The sequence below is a fragment of the Pseudomonas sp. LBUM1643 genome, from assembly GCF_059716215.1.
Genome location: NZ_CP166813.1, coordinates 3,205,084 through 3,220,651, shown reverse-complemented (window position 1 = coordinate 3,220,651; position 15,568 = coordinate 3,205,084). Strand labels below are relative to the sequence as shown.

At 57.3% G+C, this 15,568-nt stretch carries 16 protein-coding genes and 1 pseudogene; 7 read left to right on the top strand and 10 right to left on the bottom strand.

Features of this window, described 5'->3' with window-relative positions; all coding sequences use genetic code 11:
• Nucleotides 1–22 precede the first annotated feature (22 nt).
• On the bottom strand, nt 23–2,410 hold the full coding sequence (locus ACA063_RS14500) for a DUF3772 domain-containing protein (RefSeq protein WP_497666439.1): 2,388 nt from the start codon (nt 2,408–2,410) through the stop codon (nt 23–25).
• A gap of 149 nt (nt 2,411–2,559) precedes the next feature.
• Between ACA063_RS14500 and ACA063_RS14495 the strand changes: the two genes are divergently transcribed.
• Entirely contained in the window at nt 2,560–3,015 is a 456-nt protein-coding gene (locus tag ACA063_RS14495; protein WP_497666438.1) for a hypothetical protein, read from the top strand.
• Here the strand turns inward: ACA063_RS14495 and ACA063_RS14490 are convergent.
• From ACA063_RS14490 to ACA063_RS14480, 3 genes are read right to left on the bottom strand one after another with little or no spacing between them, the layout of a single operon-like run.
• A complete protein-coding gene (locus ACA063_RS14490; RefSeq protein WP_497666437.1) occupies nt 3,000–4,025 on the bottom strand; it encodes a DUF2955 domain-containing protein in 1,026 nt (341 codons plus the stop codon). The genes ACA063_RS14495 and ACA063_RS14490 overlap by 16 nt on opposite strands.
• Complete coding sequence (locus tag ACA063_RS14485) at nt 4,015–5,139, bottom strand: HlyD family secretion protein (RefSeq protein ID WP_497666436.1); 1,125 nt, start codon at nt 5,137–5,139, stop codon at nt 4,015–4,017. Before ACA063_RS14485 ends, ACA063_RS14490 begins: the two co-directional genes overlap by 11 nt.
• Nucleotides 5,136–6,674, bottom strand: coding sequence for an efflux transporter outer membrane subunit (locus ACA063_RS14480; RefSeq protein WP_497666435.1), 1,539 nt, complete (start codon nt 6,672–6,674; stop codon nt 5,136–5,138). Before ACA063_RS14480 ends, ACA063_RS14485 begins: the two co-directional genes overlap by 4 nt.
• A gap of 107 nt (nt 6,675–6,781) precedes the next feature.
• Between ACA063_RS14480 and ACA063_RS14475 the strand changes: the two genes are divergently transcribed.
• Nucleotides 6,782–7,303 carry a transporter suffix domain-containing protein gene (locus ACA063_RS14475; RefSeq protein WP_497666434.1) on the top strand — a complete coding sequence of 174 codons (522 nt, stop codon included), beginning with the start codon at nt 6,782–6,784 and terminating at the stop codon, nt 7,301–7,303.
• A 35-nt stretch (nt 7,304–7,338) separates the two neighbouring features.
• On the opposite strand, the gene ACA063_RS14470 is transcribed toward ACA063_RS14475, so the two are convergent.
• On the bottom strand, nt 7,339–7,941 hold the full coding sequence (locus tag ACA063_RS14470; RefSeq protein WP_497666530.1) for an MliC family protein: 603 nt from the start codon (nt 7,939–7,941) through the stop codon (nt 7,339–7,341).
• A 380-nt stretch (nt 7,942–8,321) separates the two neighbouring features.
• Between ACA063_RS14470 and ACA063_RS14465 the strand changes: the two genes are divergently transcribed.
• Nucleotides 8,322–8,666 carry a helix-turn-helix domain-containing protein gene (locus ACA063_RS14465; protein WP_497666433.1) on the top strand — a complete coding sequence of 115 codons (345 nt, stop codon included), beginning with the start codon at nt 8,322–8,324 and terminating at the stop codon, nt 8,664–8,666.
• Complete coding sequence (locus ACA063_RS14460; RefSeq protein WP_497666432.1) at nt 8,666–9,877, top strand: type II toxin-antitoxin system HipA family toxin; 1,212 nt, start codon at nt 8,666–8,668, stop codon at nt 9,875–9,877. Before ACA063_RS14465 ends, ACA063_RS14460 begins: the two co-directional genes overlap by 1 nt.
• Before the next feature lie 96 nt (nt 9,878–9,973).
• Here ACA063_RS14460 and ACA063_RS14455 read toward each other — a convergent pair whose 3' ends face one another.
• From ACA063_RS14455 to ACA063_RS14445, 3 genes and pseudogenes are all read right to left on the bottom strand, one after another.
• Complete coding sequence (locus tag ACA063_RS14455; RefSeq protein ID WP_497666431.1) at nt 9,974–10,336, bottom strand: DUF5064 family protein; 363 nt, start codon at nt 10,334–10,336, stop codon at nt 9,974–9,976.
• Nucleotides 10,337–10,351: 15 nt separating this feature from the next.
• Nucleotides 10,352–10,482: pseudogene (locus ACA063_RS14450) on the bottom strand (carbamate kinase); the annotation flags it as partial.
• A gap of 42 nt (nt 10,483–10,524) precedes the next feature.
• A complete protein-coding gene (locus ACA063_RS14445) occupies nt 10,525–10,782 on the bottom strand; it encodes a hypothetical protein (protein ID WP_497666529.1) in 258 nt (85 codons plus the stop codon).
• Nucleotides 10,783–10,879: 97 nt separating this feature from the next.
• Here ACA063_RS14445 and ACA063_RS14440 point away from each other — a divergent pair, with 97 nt between their 5' ends.
• Nucleotides 10,880–11,275, top strand: a complete 396-nt coding sequence (locus ACA063_RS14440) for an EAL domain-containing protein (protein ID WP_497666430.1) — start codon at nt 10,880–10,882, stop codon at nt 11,273–11,275.
• Between the two features lie 64 nt (nt 11,276–11,339).
• Here ACA063_RS14440 and ACA063_RS14435 read toward each other — a convergent pair whose 3' ends face one another.
• Together ACA063_RS14435 and ACA063_RS14430 are read right to left on the bottom strand one after the other, a co-directional pair.
• Nucleotides 11,340–13,511: an ATP-binding protein gene (locus ACA063_RS14435; RefSeq protein WP_497666429.1), complete on the bottom strand. Its 2,172-nt coding sequence runs from the start codon at nt 13,509–13,511 to the stop codon at nt 11,340–11,342.
• A 94-nt stretch (nt 13,512–13,605) separates the two neighbouring features.
• Nucleotides 13,606–14,163, bottom strand: coding sequence for an ATP-dependent Clp protease proteolytic subunit (locus ACA063_RS14430; RefSeq protein WP_497666528.1), 558 nt, complete (start codon nt 14,161–14,163; stop codon nt 13,606–13,608).
• Between the two features lie 263 nt (nt 14,164–14,426).
• Between ACA063_RS14430 and ACA063_RS14425 the strand changes: the two genes are divergently transcribed.
• On the top strand, nt 14,427–14,777 hold the full coding sequence (locus ACA063_RS14425) for a KGG domain-containing protein (RefSeq protein ID WP_497666428.1): 351 nt from the start codon (nt 14,427–14,429) through the stop codon (nt 14,775–14,777).
• Nucleotides 14,778–14,896: 119 nt separating this feature from the next.
• Nucleotides 14,897–15,397, top strand: a complete 501-nt coding sequence (locus ACA063_RS14420) for a CinA family protein (RefSeq protein ID WP_497666427.1) — start codon at nt 14,897–14,899, stop codon at nt 15,395–15,397.
• The last annotated feature ends 171 nt before the right edge of the window (nt 15,398–15,568 follow it).

Here is a 15,568-nt window from a genome sequence, read left to right as displayed (position 1 = left end):
CGCTCTAGCTTTTGCTTATTGATCACACCGTCGAAGCAGGCTTGGCCAGTTCAATGCCTGCCGCTCCCAAGCGTTTCAAAATCTCGAACAGCAAATCACTTTTGGTCGTGGCGACAATGCGCGGGCTGCTGACGTAGCCGGTGATGGTCAGGGTGATGCCTTCCGGGCTCAGTTTGCTGAAGCGCACGGTCGGCGCAGGTTTGTCGAGGATGGTTTCGTTTTCGCAATAAGTGTCGTACAGCAGGTTCCTGACTTGCTCGGGGTCGATGTCCAGCGGGAAGGTCAGCTCCAGCGACGCCACCCCTTGAGCGCTGCCACCCAGGGTGACGTTGCGCAGGTTTTGCGAGATCAGTTGCGAGTTGGGGACGATGACGATGGAGCGATCGCTGAGTTGTATCTCGGTGGCCCGTACGTTGATGCGCCGGATATCGCCTTCCACGCCACTGATGCTGATCAAGTCGCCGACCTTCACCGGACGCTCAGTCAGCAGAATCAGGCCCGACACGAAGTTTTTGACGATTTCCTGCAAACCGAAGCCGATACCCACGGACAAGGCGCTGACGATCCACGCCAGGTTCGTCCACTGGATGCCCAGTGACGACAACGTCAGTAAAATCACCAGTGCGTAGCCGATGTTGGCGAACAGCGTGCTGAGGGACGCACACATGCCAGGGTCCATGTTGGTTTTCGGCAGGAATTCGTTATCCAGCCAGCGGCGCAGGGATCGAATCAGGTAGACGCCCACTAACAGCGCCAACACGGCATTGAGCAGGTGGCCAGGGATGATGTTGAGTTTGCGCAGCCCATCGCCGCCGAGGATGGCGACGGCCTGGTCAAACAACTGCCCGAGGGTGGTGCCGACTCCACCGACCATCATGCAGATCAGGGCGAGCAACAGCAGTGAGGCACGCCCGACGCCAGACAAGACGATTGATATCTGTTCCAGGCGCGTGTCGCCGATCCCGAGCAACTGTTTAAGGGCTTTGCCGCTGGGGCTCCTGGCTGAAAACAGGTACTCGCAACTGTCCTTGAGCAATTGAGTGAGCAGGTAAAACCCGGACAGGATGATGAATCCCCAGACCAGTTCATACGTGATGAATCTTGCCAGTGAAACGTAGCCGATCAGCAGCGCAAACAGCGAGATGAACATCGCGATACTGGCGAAGGTATAGATCAGGCCGGCCAGCGTGGTGCTCGCTTCGGGAGACTCACCGGCCACCACCATGGCGCGGCGGGCTTTGCTGGCGTGGCGGAACAACGCTACAAGCACCAGCGTGACAGCCAGCGAAATCACACCACGTCCCAGTAGTACGCTCGGGTTGCTCATGCCGGTGACATAGATGACTTGTGACATGCCGACCAGTACCAACAGTACGCATGCCAGCAATCGGGGAAACGGTTTCAGGGCCAGCGCCACGGAATCGGCGATCACCGGCAGGCGCCACGACGGGTGCTCTGTGCACAGCAACGCTCGGCTCAAACCGGTCACCAGTACGCAGGTGTAAATCAGCTTCACGAACTCATCGGCGAAGTTCTGCACGATGGGCGTCAGCGGCAGTTGCCGGGTCAGCGCATAGAACAGCAGTTGCAACGCGAAACCCGTGGTCAGCACTGTGGCCACCACCGAGGCCAGGGCGAGGGAGCTTCGACGCAAACGCCCTTCAGGCATTCGATGAATGCAGATCCAGGTCAGTCCGCGGTCGGCAATTCGGCGGCCCCACACCCAGATGACCAGTGCCAGGATGATAAACGCAGCGGCATACAGGCGTTCGCCCGGTTGCCAGGCGAGCGCCAGGGAGATCCTGACATCGCGGATAAAGTCCTGCAGTCGCTGGCGATCTTCAGGGGGCAGATTGAACAACGGCGACCAGAAACCAGGTGACAGAATGCTGCCGCTGCGCTCGGTCACTTCGCTTTCCAGAAGGCTGCGTCGAATGCCGGCGATCTGAGAGATAAGCCCGGCAGCGCTGTTTCTGAGCGCCGCTAGTGTTTTCAGGTTGGCATCGACTTTGCTCTTCTGTCCGGACAGAACGGCCCTTTGCGTTGCGATATCCGATTGGTCTCCTCCCGCCTCGATAGGGGATACCGGGCCCAGCACATCCAGTTGGGCTTGCAGTTGTTTCTGTTCGGGCAGCAGCGAAGATTCGAGCGTGTCCACATCACTGAGGTACAGCTGAACCGTATCCTGCAGCCCGACCATCTGGCCCAGATTATTGGCCAGCGATATCTGTTGTTTGATGCGATCAAGCCTGAGCTGCAGGCCTATCAGATCGCTTTGGGAAACCTCAAACGACGAAGTGCTCGCTGTACGGGCGATCGAAACCGGCGTCTCAGCGGCCCAAAGCGTTGCACCGCTGGATGCCAGCAATGTAAGCGCGGTGAAGATCATCCACTTCAATGCATGATGCATAGGCGTGTTCGGCTCTGTTGTTGAGTCTCAGCCTATGAGGTTAGGCCATCACGCGAAAAAGAGAGCGCCGTCATTCATCGCTCTGCACCCGGTCGCTCGGGGGGTGACCTAAACTGGTTGTGGCTCATTCAGTCAACGAGGTGTGCAACATGAACAGTTTGTCGTCCCTTGGCTTATGCCTGGCAGTATCGGTGTGCGTTGCCCCGGCATGGGCCCAATCGGTAGTGCCTCTGAAAGGGCAGACCTCACAGCAAATCCAGCTGGACACCACCGACTGCCAGAACGTGGCCGCCAGTCAGAGTGCCGCCGCTACACCATCGGCGTCCGGGGGAAGGTTGAAAGGTGCCGCCGTGGGCGCTGCTGCGGGTGCGGCAGGGGCCCAGGTTCGCGGGCAACGCCATGACGAGGTATATGACCGTGTCGACGATGACACCAAGCAGGATTATCGCCAGAACCAGGCCAAAGGCACCGCCGCAGCCGGCGCGGTCGTTGGCGGCTCACGGCAGCGTCAGGAGCGCCGGGCACAGGAAAAAACCAGCGCCGCCAACAGTTCGGCCGCCTACGTGGGCTGCCTGCAAGGCAGGGGCTATCAGGTCAATCCTTGAGCGGGTGCCTGCCGCTGATCCAGTAGGTGAACCATCAGCACGGCGTACAGCGTCACGACGATGAACAAGCTCATGCGGATAGCGAACGCCGTGTAGACGTCTTTGCCCGCAGCACTGTCCTGCACTGACTGGCCGAGCAGGATAATCAGCGTGATCAGCGTGTTGACCCAGAAGCCGGGACTGAAACGCGTCGGGCTCAGGGCGTATAGCTTTCGCGCCAACACCAGGCCGAAGAGCAGCATCCACAGGAAAAACATCCACACATGCACGAACAGACTCAGGGCGCACCAGAACAGTACCGCAAGCAATCCACCGAGCAAGGTGGAGCCGACGAGCTCGCGCCCGGCATGCCGGGCGTTCGTGGTGGAGCTTTGTTGTCCCAAGCCAACCGACTTCAAGATGATCGGCAGATAGCTGGCCGGATCGATCAGTGCCAGCAGGAACGTCGGCAAGACGATCAAGGTTGCCCGTAGTGCCACCCTTGTGGATTGTTCAGTGGAAGGAACGGGCGCAACCGGTGGCGAAGGGAGATTCGCCGGTTCGGGAAACAACGCGTGACTCACCGCGACCACCGCGATGGCAAGCAGCAGCCCCTTGACCAGTGCACCGATGACCGCCGCCGCCAGATCAAACTCGGCGATACCCGCCGCAGAAATCATCGTCAAACCGATCACCAGAAACGTCATGATCAAGGCGTTGCCACCCTGCAAGCCAAACCGGAATGCCAGGAACAGGCAGGTGCCGACCAGCAGAATGCCGCTGATCGGGTAGTAACGCAGGACCGGGATCAACAGCAGCCCGACACCGGTCGTGAGCATCGCTACCAGCGCCAACACTAATCCGGCTTTCAACGTCAGCGCACGGTTGAGCGCCGTCAACAAGAGCACCGCCAGCACCGGCGAAATAAACGGAATCGGCAATGCCGCCGCGAAGCTGATTGCCAGGCACAGCGCCGTGCCGGTGGCCAGGCGCAAGGCGCGCTGATCCCGGACGGTGCGTTCAATAGGCATACGACATCCAGCTCATGGACCAGAGAAACAGCCGGCCCAGCGGGTTCAGCGGATTGCCCTGAGAGGGGAAGGCCATGATTTCCGCCTGCCCACCGGCACGGATGGCGCGGCTGTCGCGCAGTACTTTTCGAGCGTCCTCGGAAAATTCGACAATCACCGGAAAACGCTGTGCCGGTCGTAACCAGTCGCGGCTGTTCTGCACACTGGGCAAGGTGCCGGGCGGCGGCGCTTGCCCGACACTGACGCCGGAGCCGACACTGCGCACGCGCCCCTCGAAGACCTCGCCCGGCAACGCATCCAGCACAATCGCGACCGGGGTATCGGGTTTGAGCAGGCCGAGATTGTTTTCGGTCATGTCTGCGCTGATCCATACGTCATGGATGGCGATCAGAGTCATCACGGGCGCGCCAGCAGCCGCGAACTGCCCAACGTCGGTGCGCAAGTCGGTGACCAATCCGGCGGAGCGTGCCCGAATTTGCGTATTGGACTGGTCCAGCTCGGCCTTGGCCAGCGCGGTGGCGGCGCTGCGGAGCAAGGCGTTGTCTTGTTCACTGCCACCTTCCTGTTCCCGTGCTCGCTGAACTTCGGCCCGGGCGGCGGCCACCTGGCTGACCGCCTGTTCACGGTTGGCCCGCGAGACTTCAAGCAAGCGCACGGAGATGGTGCCGGGGTCATCGCGATACAGGCCTTCAAGACGCTGATTGTCCTGGCGAGCCTTGAGCTCATTGGCCTGGGCCGAACGCAGGTTGGCTTGTGCGGCGGCGATACCGGCGGTGCTGGCGCCGATTTGTCGGCGGGTCGATTCAAGGTCCGCACGGGCGCGGTCGGCGGCGATCTGATACGGCTGAGGGTCTACCTCGAACAGCACGTCACCCGCCTTGACGTCCTGGTTGTTGCGCACGTTGACCCGGATCACCCGGCCCGCCACTTCAGACGCCACCGGTATCACGAACGCACCCACGCGCGCCTGTTGGGTGTAGGGCGTAAAGCGATCAGCCAACAGGTACCACGCCAGGCTCAGTACGATCAGCAACAGCACCCACTTGATGCCTTTTTTGGCAGGATCGGCAGGTGGTTTGGCGACCTCGGGGGAGGGCGCAGGGGCTTCACTCATGGTCGTTCACCTATTTTCGGCTGCACTGTCTCGGGTTCATCCAGCAAGTCGCCCCAGTCCGTGCGGTTTTCCATCTGTTGGCGGGTGACTTGATCGACCCTGGGGAGGGCGCTGTACCAGCCTCCGCCCAGGGCCTTGTAGAGGGCAATCACATTGCTCACTGCATTGCTGCGACTGACCAGGTAGTTGTCCTGTTGTTCGAGCAGCGCGCGCTGCGCATCCAGCACTCGCTGAAAATCCGAATAGCCTTCGCGGTATTGCGCGCTCGCCAGCACCAGCGAGCGTTCGGCAGCGGTTTGCGCCTGGCTCAGGATGCGTTCCCGTTCCAGAGATTTGATCAGGCCGACGGCAGCATCATCAGCCTCTCGCGCGGCCTGGCGGACCTTGTCTCGGTAGGCCTCGATCAGCTCCTGCAATCGTGCATCCTGCAGCCGAACGTTGTTGATGATCTGGCCGTGGTCAAACAGGTTCCAGCGCAGGCTGGGGCCGCCCACCAAGTCCAGGCTTCGGGACGTTCCGCTGAGGGTGTCAGCCGACCAGACGATGCTGCCGAGCAAGGTCAGCGAAGGGTACAAATCCGTCTCGGCCACGCCAATCAAGGCAGACTGCGCGGCGACATTGAGTTCTGCGGCGCGCACGTCCGGCCGACGCAGCAACAGGCTGGCCGGCACATCCTGCAGAACGGCGCGGTCGACCAGCGGGATCAAACCTTCGTACCCGGCCAGTGGCGGCAGTGCGCCGGGCGGACGTCCGATCAGTACCGCCAGAGCATTGCGCGTACGCGCGAGCTGGTCTTCGAAACCGGGAATGGTGCTCAACGTGCCAAGGTACTGGGACTTGGCTTGTTGCAGGTCAAGTTCGGCATTCTGGCCACTGTTGAAGAGCTTTTCGGTGATCTCAACATTGCGTTTTTGCTGGCTTGCGTTGGTCTGGGCGACGCGCAGGCGGGCTTCGGTGGTTCGCATCGAGAAATAAGTGTCGGCCACTTGCGCCCGCAGCAGCACAAGCACGTCCTCATAGTTGGCCTGCGCGGCGAAGTAGCTGGCATCGGATGATTCGATGGCACGACTGAAGCGCCCCCAGAAATCCAGCTCCCAGCCGATATCGAACCCGGCGCTGTTCTGCCAGAAATGACTGTCCTGGGGGTTGCCGCCACCGGATTGATTGCGATTGAAGTACAGGCTGTCGGCACTGGCCTGTTGCAATTGCGGATAGAGGCCGCTCTGGGCGATGCCCAGCTGGGCGCGGGCTTGCACCACACGCAAACCGGCGATTTTCAGGTCTGAATTGTGCGCGTCGGATTCGGCAATCAACTGATCTAGCCGCGGATCGTTGAACACCTGCCACCACTGACGGAGATCAGGGTGCGGCCCACGCTGACTGGATTGCTCGACCGCCGCAGAGCTCCAGTGCTCGACCCATGGTTCACCGGGCGGCTGGAAGTCCGGCCCCAATCGTACGCAGCCACCCAAGGCTAAAACGCCGGCCAACAGGAAATGTCCTGGTCGCATCAGCAGGGGACTCATTGAATGCATGGACTGGTTTCCGGCGGCCGTACTCCAAGGGAGCATAGACGTCCGTTCGGGCTACAGGATGCTACGCTTTTAAAACCTCAACAGCCCCTGCACAGGATGAGACGATCATGGCCATCACCCAGACTACCGTTGAACCGCCTTCGGCAGGTTGGCGCTTCAAGTTGGGCATTGTGATCATTTGCGTGATGCTGGGTTCTTGGCTGCTGGTACCGGTCGCTGCAGCGCTGGATGTGCCGGGTTCGAAAGTCGCCGCGCTGACCGGAATCCTGTTTATCAGTAACAAGGTGCTGTTGATTCTGGTCATCGCGATCATGGGCAAGTCCGGGTTTCAGCAGTTGAAACGCAGCGTGTTCGGCTATGTGTCTTCGTTGGCGCCGTCAATAGATCAGGAGGTCGGTCCGGTTCGGCACTGGATCGGCATCCTGATGTTTTGCGTGCCGTTGATCTCGTCGTTGCTCGAACCTTACCTGGATTCCATCTGGCCAGGGCTCAGACCGAATCTCTGGCAGCTGCAATTGCTGGGTGACCTGATGCTGATTGGCAGCTTTTTCGTACTCGGGGGGAATTTCTGGGACAAGGTGCGTGCGTTGTTCATTCGCGATGCGCGGGCTGTTTCATCGACCGTGTGAAGCTTTTTTGGCGGCTGCTTCGCGGCCATCATGGATTACCCAACCGGCTCCGCTTTACAGCTCATTTGCCCGGATCCCGGTTTCTGGAACAGCACGTCATCGGCGCTTTGCCAGAAACTGTAAAAACCCGTGCCGTCCTTGCCGCTGTATCGCACCCCTGAACCACTGGGTTCCTGGCTCAGGGTAATCGAGGTGTTCAACCATCGGAGGTAGACGACGCCGGGGTCGGCATTGAAGAAAGTGGCGGAGATCAACGCATTCAACCCGGCACATTTGAAGGCGAAGGGGCCCTCGGTGAGTCTGTCGGGGTCGCGGGTTCTGACAATGGCCGAACCCTGGCGCAACTGGTAGGCGCGTTCGGCATAACGACCCACGGCACAGGCTTTGGGATTCGCCTCGCTCGCACACTGATTGCGTGCCAGGGTCCAGAATTGCTGATCGGTAATGACCTTTTCGGGAGGCGGAACCGAACGCTCGTCCGTCAGCGCCAGGCGATACAGACGGTTCAATTCCAGGTCCATCCGCGCCAGCTGAGCATCGCGGCAGATCAACTTTTCAACCGGCGCCGTTGCCGTGACGCAATCGAAACTGGTCTTGAACATCGGCGCAGAGATCGCCGCACTCGCAAAGGTGACCATCGCCGCACTGATGACGAAGAAACCTGTGCACCTGCCCGTGAACATTTTCATGATCGATCCAGGTTGATTGGAAATCGGTACCGCCAGCGGTGACCCACGTATTCCAGCCGTCCTGTCATCGAGGTTGCTCATTCCATGGCAGAAAGGTTGCTGGCGCAGAATTGTATAGTAGCCACAGATGTGAAAAGCCAGCGTGCAGGTGCTGGACGGCTTGCAGAACGGCCACCACTTTAGTCGTCTGGTTGGGCTGATAACACCAACCAGGGTGAGTCTTATTTTATTTAATGGCTACCACCGTTAATATTAACCATACATGTTCAGTCTGATAATACGTGGTATGGTTAGCCTTAAGATAGATAACGCTCATCGTGGTGTGCTTTATGAACGATTTTTTCCCTGTGTCCTGTGCCGATACGCTCAGCAAAATAGGCCTTTTGGTCAAATCGAGACGTCTGGCATTGGGCCTGCGCCAAGCTGACTTCAAGGCAAGCCTGGGCATTTCCGAACACACGCTGCGCAAAATCGAGAACGGATCGGCGCTTGTCGACCTGCGATCGTTCATGCTCGTCCTGTGGCGCCTGGGCATTAACGAAACCGTTTTCCACTCGCTGGAAGGCATCGAAACCACCTCGCAGGTCGCCCGCTATGTGACGGATGAGGATGCCTACCAGAGCATCGCCTCCAAGCGCGTGCGTTTGCCGAAACCCAAAGCGGAGGATTTCTGATGTCCCGTGCCTACATCTACATGGAGCACCCGGACACCGCAGAGATGCTGACCCTTGGCAGGCTGACGCTGCAGCGGAAGTCTGGCGAATTCATTTATGCCCCTGACTATGTAGAGCGAGGTGGCTGGGTCCCGGATCCGGTCAACTATCCCCTGCGCGCCGAGGCCTTCAGGGGCATTACCAAGAACCGCGGCATACCCGGTTTTATCAATGATGCCATGCCGGACGGATGGGGCGAGCGCTTGCTCCAGCGCGCGTTCGGTCAAGTGCTGGCGCCGATCGAGTTTCTGCTCAAGTCCCCCAACAACGACCGCGTCGGCAACCTGCTGGCCGGGACAGCGACGGTTCCCGCACCCGGTCTGGGCGACGGTCCGGTACCGACGCTGAAAGGGTTGGCGAAATTCATAGAAGCGTGCGAAGCGGTGTATGACGGCCAACTGGACGATCAGTCGGTCGCGATGCTCAACATCCGGCACCAGCGTTCCGCGTTGGGCGGTGCGCGGCCCAAGCGCACGTTGCAGGATAACGGGATGTTGATTCTGGCCAAGCCGCGAGACCGGTTCGATCAGTACGATTTCCCCTCGATCGAATACGCCTGCATGACGTTCGCCGCCTCGAAGGGAATGAACGTCGCCAAGACTGCGCTGCACGCCGAAACGCCCTCGACCCTGTTGATCGAGCGCTTCGACCGTACACCGTTGGCCGACGGCGCCAGGCGCATCCCGATGCTCAGTGCGCTCACCTTGCTCGATTCGGAGTGGAACGAGCAGTACCACCGTGACTGGCGTTACGCGGCAGTGGCCGATGAAATGCGCCGGCGCGGTGTCCCGGATGTCGATCTGCACGAGCTGTTCAAACGCATGTGCTACAACGCCTTGGCGGGTAACAGCGACGACCATCCGCGCAACCACTCGATCATCTGGCTCGCGGGACAATGGCGGCTCTCGCCGATGTACGACGTGTTGCCGATTGTCGATGAGGGGGCTGCGCAGACCCTGTCCATGGCCGTTGGCCGCGACGGCAACCAGATCAGTCGCGCCAACCTGCTCAGCCATCACACACACTTTGCGCTGACCCGCGACCACGCGGAACAGTTGCTGGACGAGGTCATCGGCTGGGAAGAGGAGCTGAAAGACTATTACGCGCAGTGGTTGCGCGGCGAAGAGCTGGAGAGGGTTCGGGCAACGGTGAGTACAGCGCGAATGCGCTAACTCGCGCCCTCGACATCAGGTGCCATTGATCATTGGGGGAGGGCGCACGCGGTCTTCTCGTGCGGCCTCGATGGATAACCTCGACCCAATATCGATTTACTCCAGACGCTCAATGTCGACGGGGTCTCCCGACTTCATTTCCAACTGAGATCGCACGTCTTCGAACATGGCGTCATAGTGCGTGTGGATCGAAGCAATGCTGCTCTGCGCCTTCGGAACTCCGTACTTCTCCGCAATTTTCGTGACGTTGCTGGCGAAGTTGTAGGCCTGATCCTTGGGCAGAAAAAAAGTCTCGGTCAGCGCCTTGTCCTGGATGGTGCCGTGCATAGTGAACTGCATGCCCTTGCCGTCCTTGGGATCCGTAGCGACTTCATAGTCGATGCACAGGTTGTAACTGACATCCTCCTTGTTCAGCGCGTGTCGCTCGATGTGCAAGTGACCTGGCTCAAACGTTGCCATGGACGTCTCTCCTTATCAGTAGGTAATGCCCGGTGTCGCTGTGCTGATACGCGTGCCGGCCGTGGCCTGGACGATCGCTTCGAGTGCGCCAGTGAGCTAATCACCGTGACTTTTCCAGTATGGCGTGCGAATTCGCAGGCTGCCTGCGTTAAAAAGCTAGGGCGTAAAGCCCTAGCAGATAGAGGATGTCACTTTTTCTTCTTCGCTGGTTTGTCTGCCTTCTCTGATTTCTCTGATTTCTTGGCCTTTTCTGGCTTGCTATCAGCTTTTTTTGCAGACTTCTTCGGTTCGGCATCTTTTTTCTTGTCTTTCTTTTCAGAAGACTTCGAAAGAGCCGAGGCCGCCGCTGATTTCTTTGCCGGTGATGCCTTCTTGTCTTTCATGTCCTTGCTGGCTTTAGAAGCTTCACCTTTGGTTTTCTTATCGTCTTTAGCCACGTTGACCACCTCTCGGAGTATGCCGTTGTTGGCAAATTGCCTATGGGAATTTTCCACAAGCTGATCATTAGGCGAGCGCGTCGAAAAGCGGTTCAACTTTTTTCATGTGTGGCATCAGGAAAACGTGATGCCCGCGGTATTTGTGCCGGTGGCAGAGGACAGTGGTCAGATCATCCCGCTGAGCCTTTGGGTACTCGATACGGCCTGCGCGCAACTGCGCCAGCTAGGCGAGCAGGGCATCACGGGGATCTCGATGGCCGTGAATATTTCGCCGATGCATTTGGAAATCGCCACCGACCATCACGATGCAGCGATCACCCAAGGCATCATTTCCATGGCCCATCACCTCAGCCTGACGGTGGTCGCCGAAGGCGTGGAAACGGCGTCTCAGGTGGATTTCCTGAAGGGCAGTCGCTGCGATATTTCTCAGGGGTATTACTTTGCCAAGCCGATGCCCTATGCAGAAATCGAAGCATTCCTGAGCCAGCCCGCGCAGGTGTAATTACCGCTCCTTAATGCCGGATCAGCAAATGATCAACAAAGTCCTGGCCTGTATGGACCGGGCGCTAAGGGCTATCAGGAGATGAATTTATCAACGCGCTCACACGCGACCTGAGGTCATTCAGACTAAAGGGCTTGGTTAGAATCCCGGTAGTTGCATCGACCGTGACCAATCTCGCGCCGCCCGCAAAGCCGGTGATAAAAAGCACTTTAAGTTTCGGATACCTGGCCCTGAGTTCGGCCGATAAACCGATTCCGTTCATTGATCCAGGGAGGCCTATATCGGTCAGCAGTAAATCCAGATGCTCGATATTTTCCGCCTGCTTCATCGCCGACACGCTATCCACGGCTTCTATAACGCGATAACCGATTTCGGATAAAAGCTCTGATGTTGTCTGCCGAACGACCGCTTCGTCGTCCACCAGCAAAACAGTTTCATTATTGCCGAATGGTTCTGGCTGATGAGACTTGTCCGAGGCTTTCTGAGCGTCATCAGGAGGCGAATTGTCGACTGGAAAATACAGGGTCACCGTTGTTCCAACACCCACACTGCTGTGAACTTTTACCTGGCCACCTGATTGCTGGGTAAACCCGTAAATCATCGAAAGGCCTAATCCTGTTCCTTCACCAATCTTCTTGGTCGTAAAAAACGGGTCGAATATGCGCGACAAGATGTCTGGATTGATGCCAGTACCTGTATCTGTGACGGAGATGCTCACATAAGCCCCTGGTGGCAACATTTTGTCGGAGGAGGTTGCTTCATCCATGACGCATCGATCGACCTCCAGATCAATCGCACCTCCTTCAGGCATTGCGTCTCTGGCGTTGATCGCAAGATTGAGCAGGGCATTCTCCAGCTGGTTGAGGTCGCACCTGATGCGATCGTTTGCACGGAATGAGCACTCGACAATGATGCTGGGCCCGACTGTACGACGAATGAGGTCTTCAAGGCCGGCCACTACTTGGCGAGGTTCCAATAGTTCGGGCTCGAGTGATTGCTGACGAGAAAACGTCAAAAGACGTTGCGTTAGCGCCGCCGCCCGAGAAGCAGAGGTCATCGCCAAGGCGTTAAAACGAGCCAGGTCGGAAAAACGGCCAGCATCTATGCGTCGCTGCATCAGCTCCAGACTACCCATGACACCCGCCAACAGATTATTGAAGTCATGGGCTATGCCTCCTGTCAGTTGTCCGACGGCTTCCATTTTTTGACTTTGCCGGAGCTTGGATTCCATCACGGCACGCTCATGCTGTTCGTCCTCAAGTTGCTGGGTACGTTGTGCGATACGGTCTTCGAGCAAGTCATTCCATTCTCGCAGTGCGCTTTCCAGCTGTACCCGTTCGTCGATGTCCTCGAAGGTGCCATACCATTGCTCGCATTGTCCGGCGGCATCGAAACTGCATAGCGCCCGAACTCTAAACCAACGGTAATCGCCAGCATGTTTTCGCAAGCGTATTTGTAAATCGAAGGGCTGCAGCGTGCCCAGTGACTGATTCCAAAGCGCGGCGATTGACACTTGATCCGCTGGGTAAGCGGCGTTGGCCCATTCGCGTTCCAATGTTTGAGCAGGTGACAATCCGGTGTATTCATACCAGCGTGGGTCAATAGAGAGAAGATTGCCATCCTTGTCAGCAGACCAGGGCCATAGCGGATTCAACTCGGCTGCGATGCGGTAATGTCGCTCGCTTTCACGCAATCTTTGTTCCGTAAATCGCATGGTTTCCTGGGCGTTTGAACGCTTCAACACTGCGCCCAGCAAGTTGCTGTAACCCCGGAGGAAGTCGATATCGCTGTCTGTAAACTGACGGGGAGTGCGACTATCAACCTCGAAGATTCCAAAGGGGCGGTCACCCTTGGCGCCATGGACTAAAACATTGACGAAGGCTTTTACCCCGTTTTCTTTCTGAAAGTCGTGATAACGGAAACGTGTTTCCGTCGCAATATTTGTCGAGACGACGGGCGCATGGGTATTGAGGGAGTACAACTCCGGACTGTCTTCAGATGCTTTTACCCGAACCTTCCCAACGACATCGGGCGCCCAACCCACGCCATTTCTCACGAAGAATGTGATGCCATCTCCTTCGAGCAGCATAAATTTGGCGAGATTGGTTTCGAGGGCATCGCCGACTAATCGACAGGCCTCATCAAGGATGTGTTCCAGGTCATCTGACGCCAAGGCAAGCTCGCCAAATTTGGCAAGCACTTTGCGTTGGCGAAGTAACGTGTCCTCGATTGTCATAGGTTCACCAATGAGGGGTTTTAGTATCCGAGGCCTAAGCGCAGCCCAGGTTCAATTTCCCTGATCGGTGCGCCTTCGCCTAAAGAACAACGCTTCAGTTGCCGCTGATTTTCCAGTGTTTGACATTTTCAGCGAACACCATCTGCTTCATCTCATGAGCAATCCCGTAGGCCATGGACTCGTGCGCGGCGATGACTTTTTCTTCCGCTGACAGGCAATGAAAGATGTCGAGCTTGGTCGCCGCCGCGGCGGTTTCGAGCATGAATATCTGGACGTATCGCGCCAAATCGTTGTCGAGACTCGACAGGTATTCACGCAGGCGCTGATGATCGACTGATTTTTGGCTGAAGTACCAATTCATCGGGTGAATCAGGAAGCGTGAATGGGGCGAGGTGATACGGCGGCCAGCCGCCAAAAACATAATGATGCCCATTGATTCGATGTTGCCCGCGTTGATCGCGCATAGCGGTACCGGCAATGATTTCAGGAATGTGTAGAGAGTGAAGCCAAAGTTGGTGCTGCCTCCGCTTGTTGAAAGATTGAGGAGCAAGGAGGTAGCGCCTTGATCAATGGCTTCCAGGCAACAGTCGCGGAAGCGCTCAGTGGTTCCCTGATCGATCTGGCAGTGAAAATGCACGATGTGTTCTGTCATCAGCTGACCTCCGTGGGCAATGCGTGGAGGGTTTCTACGAATTATCAAGTCTAGTAAATATCGAGGCTTTGGCATGAAAGTCGGCGTAAGGCTGCGACGATGGACGGCAATGAGCCGTCAGTCGTATGCGGGTTTTTTCGATGGAACCATCCGCGTGAATCCACTCGTCGCGAGTGCTGTATTTTCGTTCAAACTTTCTGTTGTGTGCGTCCTCCGAATTAGACGAGCTCTTGCTCGTGCCAACGATGTAGAGGTGAACGAAAATGGCCAATTCAGGAAACGATAAACCAGGCAATTTTTCTACTGACCGGGACAAGGCTTCAGAGGCCGGCAAGAAAGGTGGCCAAGCTTCAGGCGGGCACCAACAATCCCGTGATAGTGATCGCATGTCCGGAGGCGGACAGGGTACGAATCGGGGAGGGGAGTTCGCCGACGATAAACAGGACATGTCCAAACCAGGCCAGAAAGGTGGCCAGGCTTTAGGCGGACAACAGTCCCGCAAGCCAGATCAGTCGTCCAGCGGCGGACGCGATAGCAATGTTGCCGATGACGAATCATCCGATATGGGGCGCAAAGACGGCGGGATGAGTGGAGGTGGAGGACACAAACCCTGATGCCCGCTGACTTCATCAAGCCCCGAACCTTTCGGGGCTTGATTTAGGTTCGTAGATCAAACGGTAAACGCGTAACAGATTTTTTGACTTATCGATCATCACCTTGGCGGAACAGTTCTATGTCTATTCCCGCTCAGACGGTTAATTATTTACGCGAGCACTCTCTTTTGCTGACCACGGCTGAATCATGTACGGCCGGGAAGATTGTCACGCTACTGTCCGAGATCGAAAGAAGCGGAGAACTGATCGAAAGTGGTTACGTGGTCTATTCCCCTGAGGCCAAACAGCGTCTATTGAGGGTCAGTGCCTCTACCATTGAAACCTTCAATCTGACCAGTTGTGAAGTAGCACGGGAGATGGCATTGGGCGCGTTGCATGACAGCACTGCGAATGTCGCAGTGGCGACGACCGGAATCCTCGGTCCCGAGGATGTCGACGGTATTCCCGCAGGTACCATTTGTTTCGCCTGGGCCTTTCAATCCAAGCGAGGGCGCAGCTTGTTCAGTGGCGAACATCGCTTCTTTGGTACACGTTGCGAGGTACAACTCCAAGCCGCTGAATTCGCGTTAGATCAGTTGCCGAAATTCCATCGCCGGGCGTTGGATGGTGAGCGAGGGTAGGGATATCTCATCAATAAAAATTCGTCAATGGGTTATCAGAGCCGAGATACCTTTGAAGGGCGGGTATTTCCAATAAAACATAATTCTACTAAATAGCCGTTTAGTGTAGTTAGCTAACGATCTTCATAGATAGGGGGAGGGTGGATCTAACTGATGATTGCAGTCGTGGCT

Bases quoted from the DNA above. Each gene is read 5' to 3' on its own strand.
- ACA063_RS14460 (WP_497666432.1), top strand. From the start codon at position 8,666: ATGTCCCGTGCCTACATCTACATGGAGCACCCGGACACCGCAGAGATG.
- ACA063_RS14420 (WP_497666427.1), top strand. From the start codon at position 14,897: ATGTCTATTCCCGCTCAGACGGTTAATTATTTACGCGAGCACTCTCTT.
- ACA063_RS14465 (WP_497666433.1), top strand. From the start codon at position 8,322: ATGAACGATTTTTTCCCTGTGTCCTGTGCCGATACGCTCAGCAAAATA.
- ACA063_RS14485 (WP_497666436.1), bottom strand. From the start codon at position 5,139: ATGAGTGAAGCCCCTGCGCCCTCCCCCGAGGTCGCCAAACCACCTGCC.
- ACA063_RS14500 (WP_497666439.1), bottom strand. From the start codon at position 2,410: ATGCATCATGCATTGAAGTGGATGATCTTCACCGCGCTTACATTGCTG.
- ACA063_RS14455 (WP_497666431.1), bottom strand. From the start codon at position 10,336: ATGGCAACGTTTGAGCCAGGTCACTTGCACATCGAGCGACACGCGCTG.
- ACA063_RS14430 (WP_497666528.1), bottom strand. From the start codon at position 14,163: ATGACAGAACACATCGTGCATTTTCACTGCCAGATCGATCAGGGAACC.
- ACA063_RS14490 (WP_497666437.1), bottom strand. From the start codon at position 4,025: ATGCCTATTGAACGCACCGTCCGGGATCAGCGCGCCTTGCGCCTGGCC.
- ACA063_RS14495 (WP_497666438.1), top strand. From the start codon at position 2,560: ATGAACAGTTTGTCGTCCCTTGGCTTATGCCTGGCAGTATCGGTGTGC.
- ACA063_RS14475 (WP_497666434.1), top strand. From the start codon at position 6,782: ATGGCCATCACCCAGACTACCGTTGAACCGCCTTCGGCAGGTTGGCGC.
- ACA063_RS14470 (WP_497666530.1), bottom strand. From the start codon at position 7,941: ATGGTCACCTTTGCGAGTGCGGCGATCTCTGCGCCGATGTTCAAGACC.
- ACA063_RS14480 (WP_497666435.1), bottom strand. From the start codon at position 6,674: ATGCATTCAATGAGTCCCCTGCTGATGCGACCAGGACATTTCCTGTTG.
- ACA063_RS14435 (WP_497666429.1), bottom strand. From the start codon at position 13,511: ATGACAATCGAGGACACGTTACTTCGCCAACGCAAAGTGCTTGCCAAA.
- ACA063_RS14425 (WP_497666428.1), top strand. From the start codon at position 14,427: ATGGCCAATTCAGGAAACGATAAACCAGGCAATTTTTCTACTGACCGG.